The sequence below is a fragment of the Danxiaibacter flavus genome, assembly GCF_041060425.1.
Lineage (GTDB): Bacteria > Bacteroidota > Bacteroidia > Chitinophagales > Chitinophagaceae > Danxiaibacter > Danxiaibacter flavus.
This window is the reverse complement of sequence record NZ_JAULBC010000004.1, coordinates 204,972-225,305: the sequence shown is the minus strand read 5'-3', so window position 1 is coordinate 225,305 and position 20,334 is coordinate 204,972. Positions and strand designations below refer to the sequence as shown.

General features: G+C 41.0%; 16 protein-coding genes and 1 pseudogene. 9 read left to right on the top strand and 8 right to left on the bottom strand.

Annotated elements, in window-relative coordinates:
- The first annotated feature begins 43 nt into the window (after positions 1-43).
- The 6 genes and pseudogenes from QTN47_RS13675 to bla all read left to right on the top strand — a co-directional run bounded on the left by QTN47_RS13675 (position 44) and on the right by bla (position 3,707).
- Entirely contained in the window at positions 44-1,126 is a 1,083-nt protein-coding gene (locus QTN47_RS13675) for a tetratricopeptide repeat protein (protein WP_369329950.1), read from the top strand.
- A 61-nt stretch (positions 1,127-1,187) separates the two neighbouring features.
- A complete protein-coding gene (locus tag QTN47_RS13670; RefSeq protein ID WP_369329949.1) occupies positions 1,188-1,616 on the top strand; it encodes a hypothetical protein in 429 nt (142 codons plus the stop codon).
- 101 nt (positions 1,617-1,717) lie between these two features.
- A pseudogene (locus tag QTN47_RS13665) lies at positions 1,718-2,176 on the top strand (DinB family protein); the annotation flags it as partial.
- Positions 2,177-2,269: 93 nt separating this feature from the next.
- Positions 2,270-2,662, top strand: coding sequence for an iron chaperone (locus QTN47_RS13660; RefSeq protein WP_369329948.1), 393 nt, complete (start codon positions 2,270-2,272; stop codon positions 2,660-2,662).
- Positions 2,659-2,955 carry a DNA-directed RNA polymerase subunit alpha C-terminal domain-containing protein gene (locus QTN47_RS13655; protein ID WP_369329947.1) on the top strand — a complete coding sequence of 99 codons (297 nt, stop codon included), beginning with the start codon at positions 2,659-2,661 and terminating at the stop codon, positions 2,953-2,955. The genes QTN47_RS13660 and QTN47_RS13655 overlap by 4 nt, the downstream gene beginning before the upstream one ends.
- Before the next feature lie 26 nt (positions 2,956-2,981).
- Positions 2,982-3,707, top strand: a complete 726-nt coding sequence (gene bla, locus QTN47_RS13650; RefSeq protein WP_369329946.1) for a BlaB/IND/MUS family subclass B1 metallo-beta-lactamase — start codon at positions 2,982-2,984, stop codon at positions 3,705-3,707.
- A 598-nt stretch (positions 3,708-4,305) separates the two neighbouring features.
- On the opposite strand, the gene QTN47_RS13645 is transcribed toward bla, so the two are convergent.
- Complete coding sequence (locus tag QTN47_RS13645) at positions 4,306-4,971, bottom strand: YiaD family glycine zipper/OmpA-like lipoprotein (RefSeq protein WP_369329945.1); 666 nt, start codon at positions 4,969-4,971, stop codon at positions 4,306-4,308.
- A gap of 339 nt (positions 4,972-5,310) precedes the next feature.
- Between QTN47_RS13645 and uvrA the strand changes: the two genes are divergently transcribed.
- From uvrA to QTN47_RS13630, 3 genes are all read left to right on the top strand, one after another.
- Complete coding sequence (gene uvrA, locus QTN47_RS13640) at positions 5,311-8,247, top strand: excinuclease ABC subunit UvrA (RefSeq protein WP_369329944.1); 2,937 nt, start codon at positions 5,311-5,313, stop codon at positions 8,245-8,247.
- Positions 8,248-8,466: 219 nt separating this feature from the next.
- Positions 8,467-8,994 (top strand): 5' nucleotidase, NT5C type, encoded by a 528-nt coding sequence (locus QTN47_RS13635; RefSeq protein ID WP_369329943.1) that lies wholly within the window; start codon positions 8,467-8,469, stop codon positions 8,992-8,994.
- A 454-nt stretch (positions 8,995-9,448) separates the two neighbouring features.
- A complete protein-coding gene (locus QTN47_RS13630; RefSeq protein WP_369329942.1) occupies positions 9,449-11,743 on the top strand; it encodes a GH92 family glycosyl hydrolase in 2,295 nt (764 codons plus the stop codon).
- Between the two features lie 307 nt (positions 11,744-12,050).
- On the opposite strand, the gene QTN47_RS13625 is transcribed toward QTN47_RS13630, so the two are convergent.
- From QTN47_RS13625 to QTN47_RS13595, 7 genes are all read right to left on the bottom strand, one after another.
- A complete protein-coding gene (locus QTN47_RS13625; protein WP_369329941.1) occupies positions 12,051-13,079 on the bottom strand; it encodes a substrate-binding domain-containing protein in 1,029 nt (342 codons plus the stop codon).
- 428 nt (positions 13,080-13,507) lie between these two features.
- On the bottom strand, positions 13,508-14,242 hold the full coding sequence (locus QTN47_RS13620; protein ID WP_369329940.1) for an intradiol ring-cleavage dioxygenase: 735 nt from the start codon (positions 14,240-14,242) through the stop codon (positions 13,508-13,510).
- A gap of 651 nt (positions 14,243-14,893) precedes the next feature.
- Positions 14,894-17,524, bottom strand: a complete 2,631-nt coding sequence (locus QTN47_RS13615; protein ID WP_369329939.1) for a PKD domain-containing protein — start codon at positions 17,522-17,524, stop codon at positions 14,894-14,896.
- A gap of 173 nt (positions 17,525-17,697) precedes the next feature.
- Positions 17,698-18,396, bottom strand: coding sequence for a LytR/AlgR family response regulator transcription factor (locus tag QTN47_RS13610; RefSeq protein WP_369329938.1), 699 nt, complete (start codon positions 18,394-18,396; stop codon positions 17,698-17,700).
- A 24-nt stretch (positions 18,397-18,420) separates the two neighbouring features.
- Entirely contained in the window at positions 18,421-19,491 is a 1,071-nt protein-coding gene (locus QTN47_RS13605; RefSeq protein ID WP_369329937.1) for a sensor histidine kinase, read from the bottom strand.
- Between the two features lie 84 nt (positions 19,492-19,575).
- Positions 19,576-19,914, bottom strand: a complete 339-nt coding sequence (locus QTN47_RS13600) for an MmcQ/YjbR family DNA-binding protein (protein ID WP_369329936.1) — start codon at positions 19,912-19,914, stop codon at positions 19,576-19,578.
- Positions 19,911-20,318 carry a hypothetical protein gene (locus tag QTN47_RS13595; protein ID WP_369329935.1) on the bottom strand — a complete coding sequence of 136 codons (408 nt, stop codon included), beginning with the start codon at positions 20,316-20,318 and terminating at the stop codon, positions 19,911-19,913. The genes QTN47_RS13600 and QTN47_RS13595 overlap by 4 nt, the downstream gene beginning before the upstream one ends.
- Positions 20,319-20,334 lie beyond the last annotated feature (16 nt).

The window sequence follows — 20,334 nt, the reverse complement described above, 5'->3', positions numbered from 1 at the left end:
GAATTTTTTTTACAACCAAATTTATACACCTTATAACATAAACATGAAAAAGACAATCAAGTTTTTTATCCTGTGCCTTTTTGCTGCCAATATTTCCTACGCGCAAAGCAATAAGGAGCTGGCTGAAGCAAAAGCTAAAGAAGCTATCCGAATTGAAGATGAAGAAGGACGTTTTGACGCTGCAATAGAATTATTGCAAGAAGCGCAGAATCTCGATCCTGAAAGTATAACTTATCCATACGAGTTGTCCTACGCTTACCAGGGGAAAAAGGACTACAAGAAAGCAATCGATATCCTGGAAAAGCTTTTGAAACATAAAGATGTGTATGCGCAAATTTATCATGCACTGGGTAATGCATATGATTATTCAGGCAAACCCAAAAAAGCAATGCAGGCTTATGAAGATGGCTTGAAGAAATTTCCCGATGCCGGAGAGCTGTACCTCGAGCTTGGTAATATGAACGTTAGTGCACAGGACTACAATAAGGCTTTAACGTATTATGAAAAAGGAATTGAAGTAGATCCTGCATATCCCTCTAACTATTATTGGGCAGCTAAAATATTTTGCGGCTCATCAGAAAGAGTTTGGGGAATGATTTACGGCGAGATATTTATGAACCTGGAGCGAAACTCGAAACGTACTGCAGAAATCAGCAAATTGTTATTTGACACCTATCAAAAGGCAATTGTGCTTAAGTCTGACACTTCTATTAGTGTTAGCTTCAGCAAAAACAACACTATCAATGCAAGTGATTTGCTCAGCGGTAATTTTAAACTTCCATTTGGAACCGGATGCTATGAGATGGTTACAATAATGGCTGTTGCAGGGTTTAAGTCAGTGGACTTAAATACGCTCGATTCTATTCGCACCGGGTTTGTTACATTTTACTTTAACGGTAACAAATTTTCAAAATATCCGAATGTGTTATTTGATTATCAGCAAAAGATAAAGAACGCAGGATTTCTGGATGCTTACAATCATTGGATATTAATGAAAGGCGATGAAGCTGGTTTTCTAAAATGGCAGGATGAAAATAAGGCCAGGTGGATGGAATTTATAAACTGGTTTGACGAGAACAAGCTTGCACTTGATGATAATCACAAATTTTATAGGGCACAATATTAGGTCTTAGAACGAGCGTCTAATCAATAAATGAAATCCTTAAAATTTTTCAACTACTTAAACTATGAAGTTTGATTTCACCGAAACTGTCAGGCAGAAGACTAACCAGGAACTAATGGAAATATTCATCCATCCTAAAGATTACAATCCCGACCTTGTAGCCCTGGCAGAGCTTGAACTTACTAAGCGAAATATAAATTTGGACAAAAGCAAGCAGGTCCGCCAGACAATAAGCCATGTTGAACTAAGGCAACTTGAAAAAGGTAAAAAAGGCAGCCCGCTTTTCATTTTCTTTTGTTTTATATTAGCTCTGGCCGGAGGTTTGTTGGGTATTTACGCAGGATATGTATACAGTCAGTCAAAAATCAGAACCGATGACAACAAAGAATATTTCGCGTACGATGAAGAAACAAGACGCTTAGGTAGATTAATGATGTTGCTTGGAGGCGGAGTAATAATTGTTTTGTTATTAAAGCAGTCATTTGCGGTATAGCTACTGAAATTAGGATTTGAATTTAAAGCAATATTGATATGACTCAACTCGAACTTTTACGCTGGCAAACAGATAATGCTTATTCCTAGACAAACAAACTTCTTAATTCTGTTCCTGTTGAAAAGTGGGATCTTGTTCCGGACATTGTAGAATCAAGCATCAGCTGGCAGGTAGGCCATCTGATCATGAGTTTTTACTTTCATTCAATTATGGTTATTGCAGGACATCAAAAAGATATCCTGCAAAAAGTTCCGTTGCGTGAATATGATGCACTTTTTACAGACACTGCGCCGCGGGATACTGTTGCCAAGATTGATCCTAAGGTTTTGTTTGAACATCTGCAAATAATGCAGCAGAAGTCACTGGAAGTGATTGATAATTTGGTGGAAGATGTTCTCGCAAAAGAGCTGATGCCTTCGCCCACGCCACATCCCATAGCAAAAAATAAGCTCGAAGCCTTGGACTGGAATATTAAGCACACAATGTGGCATTGCGGGCAAATCGGGCTGATTAAAAGAGTAGTGGATGAGCGATTTGATTTTGGTTTGAAGAGAGGCTAAGCACGATGTGTTAACCTGTAGCCCATTGTAAGAATAAAACTTTAGTCATACTTTTAGGTTACATCAATAAATCCTAAGTTCAACTATACGACAATGGACAAAAAATCCCCTGCCGCTACCGTCGATGAGTACATCGCCGGCTTTCCACAGGATGTTCAGGAAGTTTTGCAATCTGTAAGAACAACCATTCAAAAAGCTGCACCCAAAGCAACGGAGAAGATCAGCTACCAAATGCCCACGTTTTACCTGGAAGGGAACCTCGTGTACTTTGCCGCTTTTAAAAATCACATTGGTTTTTATCCCACACCTTCGGGAACAGATTCTTTTCAAAAAGAATTGTCAGTTTATAAGTCCGGAAAAGGCTCAGCACAGTTTCCGCTAGACCAGCCAATGCCGTTATCATTGATCACAAAAATTGTAAAGTTCAGGGTGAGGGAGAACCTGGAGAAGGCCAAAGAAAAATCTCCAAAAAAGAAAGCCAAATGACGGTTTTAAAAAAGATATTGAAGACATGTAGCAAAGGGCACAAGTTTTATAAAAGCAGTGTTTGTCCTACCTGTCCTGTTTGCGAAAGAGAACGCGAACCGACAGCGGCTTTTTTCGCTGTGTTGTCGGCTCCTGCGCGGCGGGCTTTAGAAAGCATCAATATCAAAACCCTGAAAGATCTGTCGAAGCATAGTGAGAAAGAAATTTTGCAACTTCACGGCATGGGCAAGACTTCAATTCCAAAGCTGAAAGATGCTTTGCATAGCAAAGGACTGTCATTTAAAAATGATTGATACTTTTGTTGAAATACATTCAGCACATGAGAACAGTTTTAATGCTGCTACTTGCATTTTCTTTTAATGCAATTTATTCTGCGCAAGCACAAACAAAGCCTCTTGAAATAAAACATCTTACCGGTGATTTTTATGTTTATACAACCTACAATTTCTTTAAGGGCACTCCTGTTCCGGCTAATGCACTTTATTTGGTGACGAACGAAGGGGTTGTAATGATTGATTGTCCGTGGGATTCAACTCAGTTTCAGCCTTTGCTGGACAGTATTCGGATAAAACATCACAAGAAAGTGGTAATGTATATCGCGACGCACTCGCACGCTGACAGAACAGCCGGGCTGGAGTTTTACACAAAGCATGGTGTAAAGACTTACAGTACCGTTCAAACAGATCAAATCAGCAAGGTCAGTCATGAAAAGCGCGCTGAATTTTTAATGATGAAAGACACTGCATTCAAAATTGGTCAATATTCTTTTCAAACTTTTTATCCCGGCCCCGGACATACTGTAGATAATATTGTTGTGTGGTTCCCTAAAGATAAAGTGTTGTATGGCGGCTGCTTTATTAAAAGTACTGAAGCAACAGACCTGGGTTATGTAGGTGAAGCCAAAGTAAACGACTGGCCGGCTTCCATAAAAAAATTGCAGAAGGCATTTCCTGATCCGGCTTATGTTATTCCTGGGCATGATGATTGGAAAAATAAGGCATCTCTAGAGCATACATTGGATTTGTTGAAAGCTAATAATAAATAAGTGAAGCCAGGTTTTTAACCATATAAGACATATAAGAAAATATAAGTTTTATTTCAAGCTCTTCAATATCCTTATAGCCTTCTATACAACTAGTGAATAGTGAATGGTCAATGGTGAAGGTCCGAGCTGGTTAAGTAAATATATTGTCGTTTAAGTGTTACTATTATCCTGGGCAAAAGCTCTTATTTGCTCTTATATGCCTTATATGGTTTAAAAAACTTCGCTTCGGTCAGCTTTAGGCTTTAGGCTTTGGGCTTTAAGCTTAATCAGTTGTTAACAAAGAAACGTTGGCGCGGCCGACACCTTACTTCTATACAACTGGTGAATAGTCAATAGTCAATGGTGAGAGCCGGTCTGACTAAGTAAATGTAAAGTCATTAAGTGCAATTATTATCGCAGGCAAAATTCTTATGTGCTCTTATATGCCTTATATGGTTTAAAAAACTTCGCTTAGGTCTGCTTTAAGCCTTATAAGTTGTTTACTGTGAAACGTTGGCGTGGCCAACTCCTTACTTATATGGTTTAAATATTGCAAACAAAAAGCGGATAACAATTCAATTGTTATCCGCTTTTTATTAAAACTCAGCCTGTTTTATTGTTACTGCTGGCTCTGTTGCTTTGCATCCGCTTTCATTTTTTCGTTCGCTGAAATCAGGAACTCTACGCGTCTGTTTTGTGAGCGTCCTTCCTCTGTATTGTTATCATACTTCGGCGCGGTTTTGCCAAATCCTTTGGTAGTAACTCTTGAAGAACTAATACCATGTGATTTAAGGTAAGTAGCTACTGAACCAGCTCTTTTTTCAGACAAGGTCTGATTATACGCATCGGTACCTGTATTATCTGTATGCCCCTGTACTTCAATATTTGTATCCGGATATTTATTTAGAATAGTGATCAGATCATTTAATGATGTTGTGGAAGCACTTGATAAAGCGTAGCTATCAAATCCAAATAAAATTTTGTTATTAAACTCAACTACAATGCCTTCTTCCACACGTTCTACTTTTGCACCGGGTATTTCCTGTTTAATTTCCGCCGCCTGTTTGTCCATTTTCTTTCCGATGATTGCGCCCGTTGCACCACCCACAGTTGCACCGATAATCGCTCCCAGCGCAGTATTGCCTGCCATTTTCCCAACAACGCCACCCACTACAGCACCACTACCAGCACCAATTGCAGAACCTTTCTGTGTATTGTTCCATGTTTTGCAACTGCTTATCATAATTGCTACTGCTGCGATGCTCATCAATAATCCTTTTTTCATACATCTTATGTTTTAATTTATAATTGCTTAATATGTAAAAAGCCAAAAGCTATGCCAAATGGGGTGCAATATTAGTGATTTGTGAATTGTGAATATTGTTTCGATGTTAATTGTGTACTAAAATATTTAGTTTAAAAAAGCGAAACTATCGTTACATTTGAAGATAATTTGCATAAGCCCGGCACCGTAAGCGGTTGTGTTTGTTCTTCAAACCTGTTCAGTCAAAAATGTGCAATGTTAGTCTCAATTCTGCACCGCAAACAGGCAGACACAGGAGCACCACTTACTTCATTTATGTTCTGATGGCTTGTGCTAAAACTCAGAGGAAGAGTAATTATTATGGCAAAGAAAATTCGTGAAACAAACGGAGTTACGGATCTGGTAGAAAAGGATTTAAATGAGCGCATAGAGATTTTTGGCGCAAGAGAACATAACCTGAAGAATTTCGATATTTCCATTCCAAAAAATAAGTTGGTTGTTTTTACCGGTGTTAGTGGCAGCGGCAAATCTTCATTGGCATTTGATACCATCTATAATGAAGGGCAACGCCGTTATATGGAGAGCTTTAGTGCTTATGCACGTCAGTTTATTGGCGACATGGAAAGGCCTGATGTTGACAAGATCACAGGGCTTTCTCCGGTAATTTCCATTGAACAAAAAACAACGAACAAGAATCCCCGTTCTACGGTTGGTACAATAACGGAGATATATGACTTTCTGCGTTTGTTATATGCACGTATCGGTGAAGCATACAGCTATAACACCGGAAGAAAAATGGTGAAATTTAGCGAAGAGGAAATAGTGACCAACATCTTCAAAAAATACAATGGGAAAAAAATAACGCTGCTGGCTCCTTTGGTTCGCGGACGTAAAGGTCACTATCGTGAGCTGTTTGAAGATATTCGCAAAAAAGGTTTTGTAAAGGTTCGTGTCGACGGTGAAGTGTTGGATTTAACGCCACGTATGCAGGTTGACCGTTACAAGATTCACGATATTGAAGTTGTGATTGATCGCCTGAAAGTTGAAGATGAATTTAAAGTACGCATAAGCCAGAGTGTTCAGCAAACATTGAAGATGGGTAAGGACCTGATGTTCTTACTTGTTGAATCTGCGGGTGATGCAAAGGGTAAAAACAGCAAGAAAGATAACGGCGAATCGGAAGTAGTGCAATATAGCAAGCAATTAATGTGTGATGTTACAGGCATCAGTTATGAAGAACCTTCTCCAAATTCATTTTCTTTTAACTCGCCTTACGGTGCATGTCCTACCTGTAAAGGGCTTGGAGTTGTGTATGCAGTAAGCATGGATACTGTAATTCCTGACAATACAAAAAGCATTAAGGAAGGTGGTATTGCGCCACTGGGTGAGGAGCGTGAAGCCTATATGTACCGCAGTGTTGAACAGCTTGCGAGAAAGCATAAGATCAATCTCGATAAACCGCTGAAAGATCTTCCTGAAAAAGCATTGAATATTTTGCTATACGGTAATGAAAATGGTGGAAGTGTTGACGATATAGATTTTGATGACAACGCAAATGCCAGTCCGTATGAAGGTGCATTTGAAGGAATTATTCCGATGTTGAAGAGATGGTTCGCGGGGTCGGGAAGTACAGAAAGTATGCGTGAGTGGGTGGAGAAATTTATGGAGCTGAAAACCTGCCCCACGTGTAACGGCGCGAGATTGAAGACTGAAAGCTTATGGTTTAAAGTTGATGAGAAAAATATATCTGAACTGAGCGATTTGAATCTTGACAAATTAATGGTTTGGTTCAGTGATGTTGAAAAGAGATTGAGCAATAAGCAGAATGTTATAGCAAAAGATGTGTTGAAAGAAATTCGTGAACGGCTACAATTTATGCTGGATGTTGGGTTAACATACCTCACGCTGAACCGCCCTTCCAGAACATTAAGCGGTGGCGAGTCTCAACGCATAAGACTGGCAACACAAATAGGATCGCAATTGCAGGGTATTACTTATATTTTGGATGAACCTTCTATTGGTTTGCATCAACGCGATAACCATCGGTTGATCACTGCCTTGCAGAATTTGCGCGACATTGGCAATAGTGTGTTGGTTGTAGAACACGATAAAGATATTATGCTTGCGGCTGATCACCTGGTTGATATTGGTCCCCGCGCAGGTAAGCACGGTGGCGAGATTGTCGCTGCAGGCACTCCGGATGAAGTCCTTAAAATTGATTCTGATACAGCGCATTACCTGAGCGGCAAAAAAGCAATTGCTGTTCCGGGCGAAAGAAGGAAAGGCAATGGCAAGATATTGGAGTTAAAAGGTGCGAAAGGGAATAACCTGAAAGATGTTTCTGTAAAATTTCCATTGGGCAAACTGATCGTTGTTACCGGCGTTAGCGGTAGCGGTAAATCAACGTTGATCAATGAAACACTTTATCCGATACTGAGCAAACATGCTTATAATTCGCGTACAACGCCGATGGATTATAAGACAGTGAAAGGATTGGAGCATATTGATAAAGTGATTGAAATTGATCAGTCCCCTATTGGTAGAACACCCCGGAGCAATCCCGCGACATATTGTGGTTTCTTTACCGAAATCAGAACCTTGTTTGCGTCAGTACCGGAAGCAAAGATCCGTGGTTATAATGCTGGCCGTTTTTCTTTTAATGTAAAGAATGGAAGATGCGACCTTTGTGAAGGCGGAGGCATGCGTGTTATAGAAATGAATTTTTTGCCGGATGTGTATGTGCATTGTGAAAAGTGCAACGGCAAACGGTATAACCGCGAAACGCTTGAGATAAGATATAAGGGTAAATCAATCAGTGATGTGCTGGATATGACTGTTGATGAAGCATGCGAGTTCTTTCAGCCTGTACCGTTTCTCTATCGCAAAATAAAAGTGTTACAGGATGTTGGTCTTGGTTATATCACACTTGGTCAGTCTGCAGTAACCTTAAGCGGTGGTGAAGCACAGCGTGTGAAATTGGCGACAGAGCTGGCGAAGAAGGACACCGGCAAAACATTTTATATCCTGGATGAACCTACAACAGGATTGCATTTCCAGGATATTCAGCATTTGCTTGATGTGCTGAATAAGCTTGTTGACCGTGGCAATAGTGTGCTGGTGATTGAGCACAATCTTGATGTAATAAAAGTGGCTGATCATATCATTGATCTTGGTCCTGAAGGCGGTGATGGCGGCGGAACCATTTTGTTTGAAGGAACGCCGGAGGAGATGATCAAAGATAAAACCAGTCATACTGCGAAGTATTTGAAGATAGAGATGAACGGAAGCAATAATTGACAATTGAAAATTGACAGTTGACAACGTGTGACTACAGTTGATATTTCAGGTTCGCTTCTTGCGTGTTTGAAACTCTGAGCGTGGTTAAAGCTGCGTACTTCGTACTTCGTAAATCGTACTTGAGATACGTCAAAAATTGCCTTATCAAAAAGGCTCCGACTTTCAAAAAACTTAGTGCCACTTTTTGTCTTTGCGACTTTGTGGCGAAAAAAATAAGATATGGAAAGAATTATTATTGACATGGACGAAGTGATGTCCGACACGATGGGAGGAATGATTGAATGGTATGAGAAAGAACATGGGCTTCCTATTGATTACAATCGCATGCTTGGAACAGGTTGGGTAAAAGGTTTTCCTGAACATCACCAGGAAATGATCTGGAACAGATTGCTGGCTCCAGGTTTTTTCAGGGATCTTCCGGTTATGAAAGATGCAGTGGATGTGATCAGGGAACTGAACAATCGTTATGAAGTTTTTATTGTGTCAGCGGCAACTGAATTCCCCAATTCATTAAAAGAAAAACTGGAATGGCTGCAGGATAATTTTCCCTTCCTTACATGGAAGCAGGTAGTGTTGTGTGGCGACAAAAGATTAATTCATGGCGATTATATGATCGATGATCATGTTAAAAATCTAATGCATTTTAAAGGGAAGCCATACATTTTTACCACACCACATAATTTGAACGTTACAGAATATGAACGCTTGAACAGCTGGGAGGATGCAGCAAAAATATTCCTGGTGTAGCCAAAATTTAACCGGATGTCATTTCGTAAAATTATGTGTCCTGCATTTTAGAAATGTAGGAAGTCAATATTTGCAGGTGCCGTTTCGTAGATTATCTGTCCTACATCTCAAAGATGTAGGACAGATAATCTACGACCAGGACTCCCGGACCAGAACCACTTAACCCGCTCCTCCCTGCACTATTGACCATTCACTATTCACTCCCCACCTAATCTGTAAGATAGATGCAGGTCATATAATCTACGGCCGGAACTCCTGCACCTAAACGATGATACCCAACCACTTAACCCGCTCCACCTTTCACTATTGACCATTCACTATTCACTTCTTCCCCCACAGGACAGTCCATGACGCTTTTATTCCTTTTATACCGGAAATTAGGCATCTTATGTTTTTCTTATGGCAATATTGCTAAAACGTTTTACTTTTGAAGGATAATAAATGCTAGTTTTTAATGAGAAAATTATTATCCGCACTGCTACTGCTTGCTACCGGCGCTGAAGCTACAGCTCAGCAATCCGGGGAGAATTTGGTGCAATATGTAAAACCTATTATCGGTACACAACGCATGGGCCACGTTTACCCGGGCGCTACCTATCCGTTTGGGATGGTGCAGCTTAGCCCCGATACTGATACCCTGTCATACGAAAAGGATGGGAAATACAACGGAGACATGTATAAATATTGCGCTGGCTATCAGTATGATGACAAAACGATTGTAGGATTCAGCCACACACATTTCAGCGGTACCGGACACTCTGATCTGGGAGATTTTTTGATCATGCCGACCGTTGGTTCCTTAAAACTAAATCCCGGTGTTGCAAGCGATCCATCAACCGGATTCAGATCTTCTTTCTCACACGATAACGAAACTGCTGAAGCGGGTTATTATAAAGTAAAGCTGGACAAGTATAATGTAACGGCGGAGCTTACCGCTACAAACAGGGTTGGATTTCATCAGTATACCTTTCCAAAAACGGATAGCGCACACATCATTCTTGATTTGATGTACGGCATCTACAATTATGAAGATAAAAACGTGTGGACATTCGTTCGTGTTGAAAACGATACGCTTGTAACAGGTTATCGCCAGACAAGCGGATGGGGAAGAACACGTCTTGTTTATTTTGCCATGAGTTTTTCAAAACCCATTACGACTTACGGCACCGCGAATCTTTCAAAAAAGCAGGTTTATCGCGGTTTCTGGGGCAAGTTTGACCAGGCCCATAATTTTCCTGAAATAGCCGGTCGCCAGATCAGAATGTATTTCAATTTCAAAACGGAAGATGCGGAAAAGATCAGGATAAAATTTGCATTGTCGCCTGTAAGTACAGAGGGCGCGCTGTTGAATTTAAGAACAGAGGCTCCCGGATGGAATTTTGAAGACGTTAAGCAACAGGCACAGAACGCATGGCAGAAAGAACTTTCCCGTATAGTTATTCAGTCTGAAAGCAAAGAGGAAAAGGAAAATTTCTATACATCCATGTATCACGCGTTTATCAATCCAACAACATTTATGGATGTGGATGGGTCTTACCGCGGACTCGACCAGAACATCCATAAAGCGAACGGGTTTACAAATTATACGACATTTTCTCTTTGGGATACTTATCGTGCATTGCACCCGCTGTTCAATATGATTCAGCCAAAGCGCAATGCGGATATGATCCAGTCAATGATGGCGCATTACGATCAAAGCGTGCAACATATGCTTCCGGTTTGGGCGCATTACGCGAATGAAAACTGGTGTATGTCTGGTTATCACAGCGCGTCCGTTATTGCTGACGCAATTGTAAAAGGGAATGCTCCTTTTGATGCAAACAAGGCATTGGATGCCTGTCTTGCGACTTCAACACACAGGAGCTTTGATGGACTGGGATATTATATGGATATGGGCTTTATTCCTGCTGAAAAGAACGGTACCTCAGTGTCTACCACGCTTGAATATGCTTATGATGACTGGGCCATTGCCCAGGCTGCAAAAAAGCTTGGAAGAATGGATGTGTATAATACCTATATCAAGCGGTCGCAGAATTATAAGAACGTATTTGACCCTTCTATCAATTTCATGCGTCCCAGGCTGAGTGACGGTTCTTTCAAAAAAGAATTCGATGTGCTTAGTACACACAACCAGGGATTCATTGAAGGTAACTCCTGGAACTTTAGCTTCTTTGTTCCGCAAGACCCAGCGTCATTGGTTGAGTTGATGGGTGGAAAGAAAAAATTTGTTCAGCGCCTGGATTCGTTATTTAATATGGAGCTGCCTGATAAATATTTTGCAGAGACAGAAGACATCACGCGCGATGGTATTATCGGAAACTATGTGCATGGTAATGAACCTTCGCACCATGTGGCTTACTTATACAACTGGACAGATCAGCCATGGAAGACGCAGGAGAAAGTGCGAATGATCCTTCCAAAAATGTATGCATCAAGACCCGACGGCTTAGGTGGTAATGATGATTGCGGACAGATGAGTGCCTGGTATATTTTCACCACATTAGGATTCTATCCTGTAGCACCGGCTTCTGATCAGTATGCATTGGGAAGTCCTGCAGTAAACGCTGCTACCTTGAAACTTGAAAACGGGAAGACGTTTGAAGTGGAAGCTGTCAATCAGAGCGAAAAAAATGTATATGTACAAAAAGTGTTGTTGAATGGCAAACCGCTACAACGCAATTACATTACGCATGACGAGATTATGCAGGGTGGAAAAATAACCTACTATATGAGTGCTAAGCACAAGTAAAATATGTTTTTAGTTTTTGGTTTGTTAACAGGGGGGATTTTTATCCTCCTTTTTTTATTGCCACTGAAGCCCAGAAGCACAGATTTTTTACCACGGGGAGGCTTGGTTTAACCACAGAAAACACAGGGTTTTTTTCACAGAGGCCGCAGAAAACGCCTGGCCTTTTATATAGAAAATATAAAGTTATAGTGAGTTGGAAATCTCTGTGAAACTCAGTGTCTTCTCAGTGGGTCTATGTAACTGTATTTGTTTCATCGCAAGATGCGGAAGACTTCCTCATTTTCTGTTATCAATTATCAACTTTCAATTAATTATGCGCTTGCGAAGATGCCCTGTTTATCAACGTTGGAGCTATCTGTATTTTATTCTCGTTGGATGATTTTTCTTTCTTGCCCATTTGAGTAAGCAGTAAATTCATAGCCGTACTACCTATTTCCTCCACTGGTTGCTGTATTGTAGAAATGCCGGGAGGATAAAGGCTGAAGATCTCATGTTCGTCAAAACTGATCATAGCAATATCTTCGGGGATGCGCATGCGCAATTTCTTTATTGCCTGCAAACCGCTTGTGCCAAGATAGTTTGTAGCGAAGAAGATCGCATCCAGTTGTGTATTCTTCTCAAGAAAAGCTGTAATTTTTTGTACGATCTGTTCTTTGGAATCCTGGTAGGAGAGTTGAAGGATATTTTTTTTGTCAACTTTTATTTTGTGCTGCTTCAGCGTTTCATTGTAACCGCGAAGACGCTCGCTTATCTGGATCAAATCCAAATTAACAGTCACGAAACCGATGTTTTTATAGCCGGCATTTATCAACGATTCAATCCCTTCTTTTACTCCGAGATAGTTATCAACAAGTACATAAGGAACATTTAAAGAAGGAATAAAACTATCCATTAATACCACCGGTTTATCCTGCTTTATCAGGTCTTCTATATCATCCTTCATTCCGGCTGCAGGCGTAATAATGTATCCGTCAACCTGCTGATGAGCTAGCATTTTGATCATTTCTTTTCCTTTCTCCGGATCATTCTCTGTGCTACAATACACTACCCTGTATCCATATTTCTGTGCTTCTGCTTCTATCACTTTTGCCAGGGCTCCGAAAAAAGCGCCGCCCACACTTTCAACAATTAACCCAATGATCTTTGATTGTCCTGTGCGCAATGTGACGGCAATCTGGTTGGGCTTGTATCCGTACTTTTTTGTTGTAGACAATATTTTCTTCGTGATGGCATCACTTATACGCATTTCTTTGGCTTTGCCATTCAATACAAAAGAAACTGTGGTAGGAGAAGTGCCGGCAATTTTTGCAATGTCTTTTATAGAAATTCTTTTCATGACGATAATAGCTGTAAAAACAAACTGTAAAGGTTACGGCTTATTTAGCGCACTGGTTATAAACTTTTTCAAAGCAGGTTCAGGCATCAAGATAAGCATTTCGCGGATTTTTCAAGAAAACTGCTAAAATATTTTTAGCTAAAATGACAAACCTTAAATTTTGCTGAATCGTTTTATAGCAGCGTTTGAGTACACTAGTCTAATACAGTGACTGATAAACAAGGGTTTTAAGATAAATTCCGGCAATTAATTTAACGCTAAATGAATTCCCTCCGGAATCAAATTTTCCTTAAATTCTTGTTTAAGAAATGCTCACCAGCATTAAACATACAATAAAGCCGCTGATCAGCTAATAAAGCCGGTCAGGGCTTTTTGTTTGACTGAGGGGACAATAAAATAGCAGCGTCGATTTTGAGTTAGCTAATTAGCTATGGTTCAATACCAATTGTAAAGGTGCCGGTGAAACCACTGGTTGTATCTCCTGAAAGAGTTAGTAGTTCATCATCCAATGAATCTGCGAATATGTTATCTGCTGCATTGTTTGCTACAGAAGAGTTTTGGCCATGTGCGGAATAGAGAGCTGTTTTGTATACAGCACTGTTTATGTCATCCGGAAATGCCATCTGTGTTGTTTTCTTAAGTACATTGTTTACGAATACTTCTGCATGTATGTGTGTTACTCTACCGCTGTACCAGCCAGGATAAATTGTGGTGAATTTCACTTGTCCGTTGCTATCAGTGAGCTGAATACCCCGTAGAAAAGTTTTTCCTCTATAATCCTGCGTTCCAAGATATCCTGGTTCAGCAAATTCAGAATAGTAGCCATCCTTATCACAGTGCCATATATCAACACGCGCATTGCTAACGGCACTGCAGTTGTCGTTGGTATTTACAACGGTGATAGTTAGTCCAAGCGGAATGCCTGTTTTGCCCTCTGTAATATCAACGCGGAACATCTTGGAATCTTTGCTGAGATCATATGGATATGGACCTGCTGTTTCTTCGGGACTTACAATACAATCTTTGCCAGATCCTGTGGATGATGTGGTATCTGTACTTGTTGACTGCGCATCTGAAGATTTAGTACATGCTTCGATTAATATTGGCAGCGATGAAGCCCCAACTATCAAGTGCTTTAAAAATTTCTCCCTGGTGTGTTTCATAGTTTTTTGTTGTAGAATAAGAATGTGTAGAAGTCAGCTATAGCACTTGATTTAAATGATGTAATAAATAGTATGGATACGATGAAATCATCTGTACAATAAAGCTGCTTATTGTCCAGGGCAATCTCAAAAAATATAGATCGTTGGAATATTTGTACCGATAAATTTTGTGGTCTGGTTTGGTGTTGGCTATAACAGAAAATACACACTCTATTAATTTGGCTGTTGGCTTTCGCCCCTTCGGCTTTCTGTATGTGATTTTGATTCACAGGGCGATGCCCTGTGCTAATGCCAGCGCCCTTCAGGGCCGACTAGAGAGACGCGATTGTGATTAGAAAAGTGTTGGTTTTTCCATTGAAAATTGCAAGCCTGTTTTATATTTTATTTGTAACTTTTATATTGTCGTTCCGCTTCAGTGCAGCAAATGTTGACGAACAAATTATTTGAATTCAAAAGTCAGGTAATTGTTGACAATGCTTTCGTCGCGCCGCTGCTTCTTGGCGCTCTCTGCGTGAAACCCTTTGCTAACTGCTTAATTAAGATGTTGAATAAAACAAAACCTGATCGCTCTAAGTACTTCGTACCCGTCCGAATGCGCATTCGGCGCGGGCGGGCCTCGTAAATCGTACTTAATAAATGTTCCGTTGTGTGCTAACGTATCAGTACAATCGTTCCTTTGCGTGAAATAACACGTCCTTTGTAGTCCGTTCCTTCGGCAGCATAAATATAAGTGGCAGTAGGTTGTTTGCTGCCGTTCAGTGTACCGTCCCAGCCAGCTCCGGGTTGCGTAGTGGCAAACATCAATTGTCCCCACCTGTTGTAAATTCTGAAATAGTTAAAATGAGCAATTCCGGCAGGGATCGGTTTGATCAGATCATTCCGTCCGTCGCCGTTTGGCGTAAATGCAGAAGGAACAAATAATTCAGGCTGGGTTGAAAATATCTTTACAAGAATGCTGTCCGACCCTTTGCATCCGGCGTTGGTGGAAGCGGTTACATGATATTCCACCCATTCAACTTCGTCAGAACCAATAACGGCAACCGGGTTTGCCACGAGAGGATTATTTAAGAAGACTGACGGCGTCCAGGTAAAGTTTACAGAATTGGTGCTGGATGTTGCATTGAGTTGCAGCGGCTGATTAATTACCACGGATGTATCGTTACCGGCATTCACAACTATTGGAGGAACGACTGTTACGATCATTGTATCACTAACAGGCTTTGGGCAAAAGAAAGTATCTTTTACAGTGACTATATAAGCCGTTGTAACCTGTGGATACGCATCTGGTGTCAAAGATGTCCTGTGCAACAGGTATGGATCTTCGTTCCAGGAAAAGTAAGCAGCATTGGTTACTGCGGATAAGACTGCGCCGGTTCCATGACAAATGGTAGTGTCATTACCCGCGATTACAGATGGATACGGCGAAACATTTACTGTTATACTGCCGCTGTCTTTGCAATGTCCAAGACTGGCAGCGACATGATAAGTAGTGGTTGCCGACGGAAAGATCAATGGTTGTTTTACATGACTGTCATAAATGGATGCTCCGTTATCAGAAGATTGCCAGTTATATGCTAATGCGTCACTTACAGGATGGAGGAATGAACTATCGCCTTTGCAGAATGAAGTGTCTGGTGAAAGTTTAACGGTAATGTGATCGACCACATTTACCTTAAGAGATGCACTGTCTACACAGCCAAGTTCTCTCACCGTTATCGTATAAACAGTTGTATCAGTTGGATATACTACTGTTGATAGCGACGAAGTATTGATGATGTTATAGTTGGGAGTCCATGTCGCAATGTTGCCGGTGCTTGTAACAACTATGGGCAATTTGTCGTCGGCACAGATCAGTGTGTCTTTAAAAGGAAGTAATATCTCCGGTTTATCGTTCACCGTTATGTTTTTGCTGGCTGACCCGCTGCAACCTTTTGTACTGGTTACCTGCAGTGTAGCGGTTCTGGTGCCAGACGCTGTATACTGGTGCGTTGCATTTTGGGTGGTGGCAGTATTAAGCGAAGATGATTCATCTCCAAAATCCCAGAACCAGCTGTTAATAGATCCGTAAGCAGCATAGCTCCTGTCACTAAAATTGAAAGGAGCCTGGTAACAACTGCCCGTAAAACTGAATGCAGGTGTAAATCCGGGGTACACTTTTACGGTAGAAGTGGTTGAGTCACTGCAGCCAGACGAGCTGCTTACTCTAAGTTTCAATATATAAGTGCCGGTATCTTTATAAGTATAAGTTGGTGTAGGTTCAGAGGACGTGTCGCTTGTGCTGGCTTTTACGCCAAAATCCCAGTAATAGGCAGTAATGTTGCTGGCCATCGACTGATTTTCAAAATTGAAAGTACTGTTACTGCAGTTTATATAAAGTGGATCCAGTGCTGCTGCGGTAAGGCTGCAATCAGCAACTGTGATCAGTACTTCCTTTTTTGTAGAACCTATTTGCACGCCCTTTCTGAATTCATCAATACATACGGCAATTACGTAAGCTCCTGTAGTTGCCGGCGCGGTGCCGGAGATAATTCCTGTTTTTGAATTGATACGAACACTATTTCCCATGGGTGATGATCCTGAAAAGCCTGCATTATAAGGCACTGATGCATACGGCGGCGGCAACGGCGGGTCTGCCTGGCGTTGTTGTTGAACACCGGAAGCAAAGGCTTCGCAAAAAGAATAAGAGAGTGAATCATGATCTTTATCTGTCGCTCCAAAGTCAATCATAAAAGGCGCATTGTGGCAAATAACGGCGGTATCTTTTAGCGCAAGAATAGGGCTGCTGTTGTTGCGGTATACAACACCATTAATTACACCGGGAATGGTATTCATATAAGTAAAGCCGACGGATGTAGGATTACTAATGTTTAAGATTACGGCCGCGCGGCAACATTCCTGTTCTGTTAAAACATAACCTGCATTATTATCGGGCAATTCAATAACTGTAGAATAAGTTGCCAGGTAAAAACAGATAACGGGCACCGGGTTTATGCAGCCATTGAACTGCTGTTTTTGAATTGTTTGCGCCGAGGAACGTGAAACAGAAATGGTTCTTAAAAGAATGGAAGATCCTGCATCATATACACCAAGAATAATATTGAAAAGTTCATTTCCGATCAGATCACAGTTGACGTAATGCTGAACAACCACACTGTATTTTGATGTGTTGGGCGATGAGCCGACGCCGAGGTAAGTATAACTTAACGATCCTCCCTTGCCGTGACGCGCATAGGCGCCCACAACCATGCTCAGAAGCAGAAAAAGGGGAATCAGTCTTTTCATTGTGTACAATAATCGATATATAGGGGAAAGCTGTAACCCCGGCTTTAGCCGGGACTACAGCTAACTTTCATAACCTCATTATTATTGCACTTTCTGCTTCAAAACTAGTAAGCAAGCAATCATCCATGCACAAATTCTCGCTCAGGCGGGCGAATGTATCGCCACCTTTTTCGTCAGCCCTTTTTCCATTCATCTACAAAGCCTGCGTATTTGTCGCTTACCGGCAATTCAGTTGAAGACAACAGCAAAACCTTACGGTTAAGCACCGACCTTACTTTGTTAAGTGCAACAACATAGCTGCGGTGTATCCTTTTAAATTTGTCCTGTGGTAATTTTTCCAAAACGGTTTTCAGAGGCATTAGAGTAAGAATGGGCTTTTCATTTGTGAGGTGGATTTTGATATAGTCTTCAAGACTTTCAATGAATTCGATATCCTGTATATTAATCTTTATCAACCTGTATTCGGAGCGCACAAACAGGTTTTCTTCTTTTGCGTTGTTATTGTTTCTCTTCTGTTCTATCTGTGTAATGGCCTTATTTACAGCTCTGCTAAAACGATCAAAATTTAATGGCTTTAACAGGTAGTCAACTGCCTCCACTTCAAAACCTTCAAATGCAAATTTTTTGTAGGCAGTGGTAAAAATTACGGCCGGTTTGTAATCCAGGGATTTTATGAGTTCAATCCCGGTAATATCCGGCATATTAATATCAACAAACAGAATATCAACGGGGTTCACACGTAAAAATTCCGCGGTAGATATGGCATCATCAAACGTATGCGCAAGCTGCAATCGCGGAAACGCTGCAACGTATTCCTCAACCAGTTCAAGGGCAAGCGGCTCATCATCAATAGCTATACACGTAAAGCTCATGTTTCCAGGTTTTACAAATGAGGTTTAAACGGGCAGTATTAATTCTACTGTAAAATAATCTTTTTCCGTGGTTATATTTAATACGTGTTTTCCGGCATAAAGGTGGCCTAAGCGCTTTCTTGTATTTTCAATTCCAATTCCGGTCCGTTCCTGAGGTTTGGTTTGAAAGATTCTATTCCTGCAGTAAAACGTAATGCTTTTGTCGTCCGAATAAATGTGAATATTAATAGTGGAAAGCTCGTGATTGCTGATGCCATATTTAAAAACATTTTCAATAAAAGTGATGAAGAGTAGCGGTGGAACGACTTTGTTCTCCGTCTTGCCCTCAACCTGGAAATCCAGATTAACCTTATTGCTTAGCCTTAATCGTTGTAAATCAATATAGTCCCTTATACAATTGATTTCTTCGTCGAGCGGAACAAAATGCTGATTGGTATCCTCCGTCACGTACCGCATTAGATTGGACAATTTCATAATGCTGGCAGGGGTGTTTTCATTCTTTTTAATTGCCAGTAAGTAAATATTGTTCAGCGTATTAAAAAGAAAATGAGGATTGATCTGTGCCTTTAGAAAAGAGAGTTCGGCATTGGCTTTATCAGCCTCGGCTTTCACTGCCCTGCGTTCAGTTTCTGTCCATTGCTGTGTAATACGGAAGGCTGTACTTAACGCCCATACCATTGTAAACAGGAATACTGTCACAAGATTCACTCTAAAAGGTCTCGGAGGCCTTCTTTCCCTGTTAAAACCTGGCGGCGGTCCGCGCATTTCCATGCCGGGCTCTGGCCGAAAGCTGCGCAATGGCGGCTCCGTATGCGTTGGCTGTTTTAAAAAGTAAACGAGGATAAATAATGCTGCGATGACCAGCGCATATAAAGCGTATTTCTTTTTAAAGTAGATGGCGGGAATTAAAAAATAAGCGTTGAAGTAAAACAGAAAGACATAGAAAAAGTAATACAGCCAGTAATTAAACGACGAAAGTAAATTGAGTACATTTTGATTTCCGAGTGGTGCCGGAAAAAGCAGGAACGGCAGGCTTAAAAATATGAGCCAGCCTGCCAGGTGTATAATTATGGTTGACGTCTTGGATCTCAACATGAGCAAAGAAAAATTTTTAACCCTGCAATTCCGCCCGATTGCCGATGAACCAGGTTAATGAGTAGACGAAATCCCCGGCAGCAATCATTTTAAATATTTGGCTGCAAGTTGGGCAGGTGCTGTTTGGCAATAGGAAAGAGAAAGTGCATCTTTAAACACGGAGACCGGCACTTTTTTCAGATCAATAATTGTCCAACCCTGTCTTCCCCAGCCGCCCGGTACAGGGAAGATTATTTCACTGTTCCAGTCATGGAACACAGACTGGTCAACCTGCGACAGTTTGATCACTAACTGATTCTTCTTTTCATCGAGTGTGGCAAAGATCTTTTTACGAACCCTGAAAGAAGCTTTCTCAAAGTGCGGCAGTTCTTCTGCTTCCTCGAAGGCGAGTGCCAGTTGTCTTGCTTTGGTTATCGAGATCATATTCTGTCTTTTACGGGAATCACAAGTTTAAGTCCTGACCAGATATCATCCACTGCACAAACTTTTACGTCCACCAATCCGTTTTTCAGGGCAAAATTGCGGATAATATTTTCATTGAGATCAGTCTCTATATTAGATGATTTTTTGGGCCAGGAGATCCAGATCATTCCATTCTGCTCGATTTGCTTTTTTAACTTCGGCAGATCTTTTATATAGCTATTTGTCTGATTAGTAAAATAATGAATCAGGTTCTTCCTGACCTTGCTGTCTGTTACGAGTTCTATACTTGAAGGCAGGTCCGAAAACAAGGAAAAATAATATTCCGGCTGGTTAATTACGGCAATGTGATCGTGCTCTTTTATGCCCAGCTTTTTGGCTAATGGTGTTGATGAATAACCGGCCATAGCAATGTTTGTATGA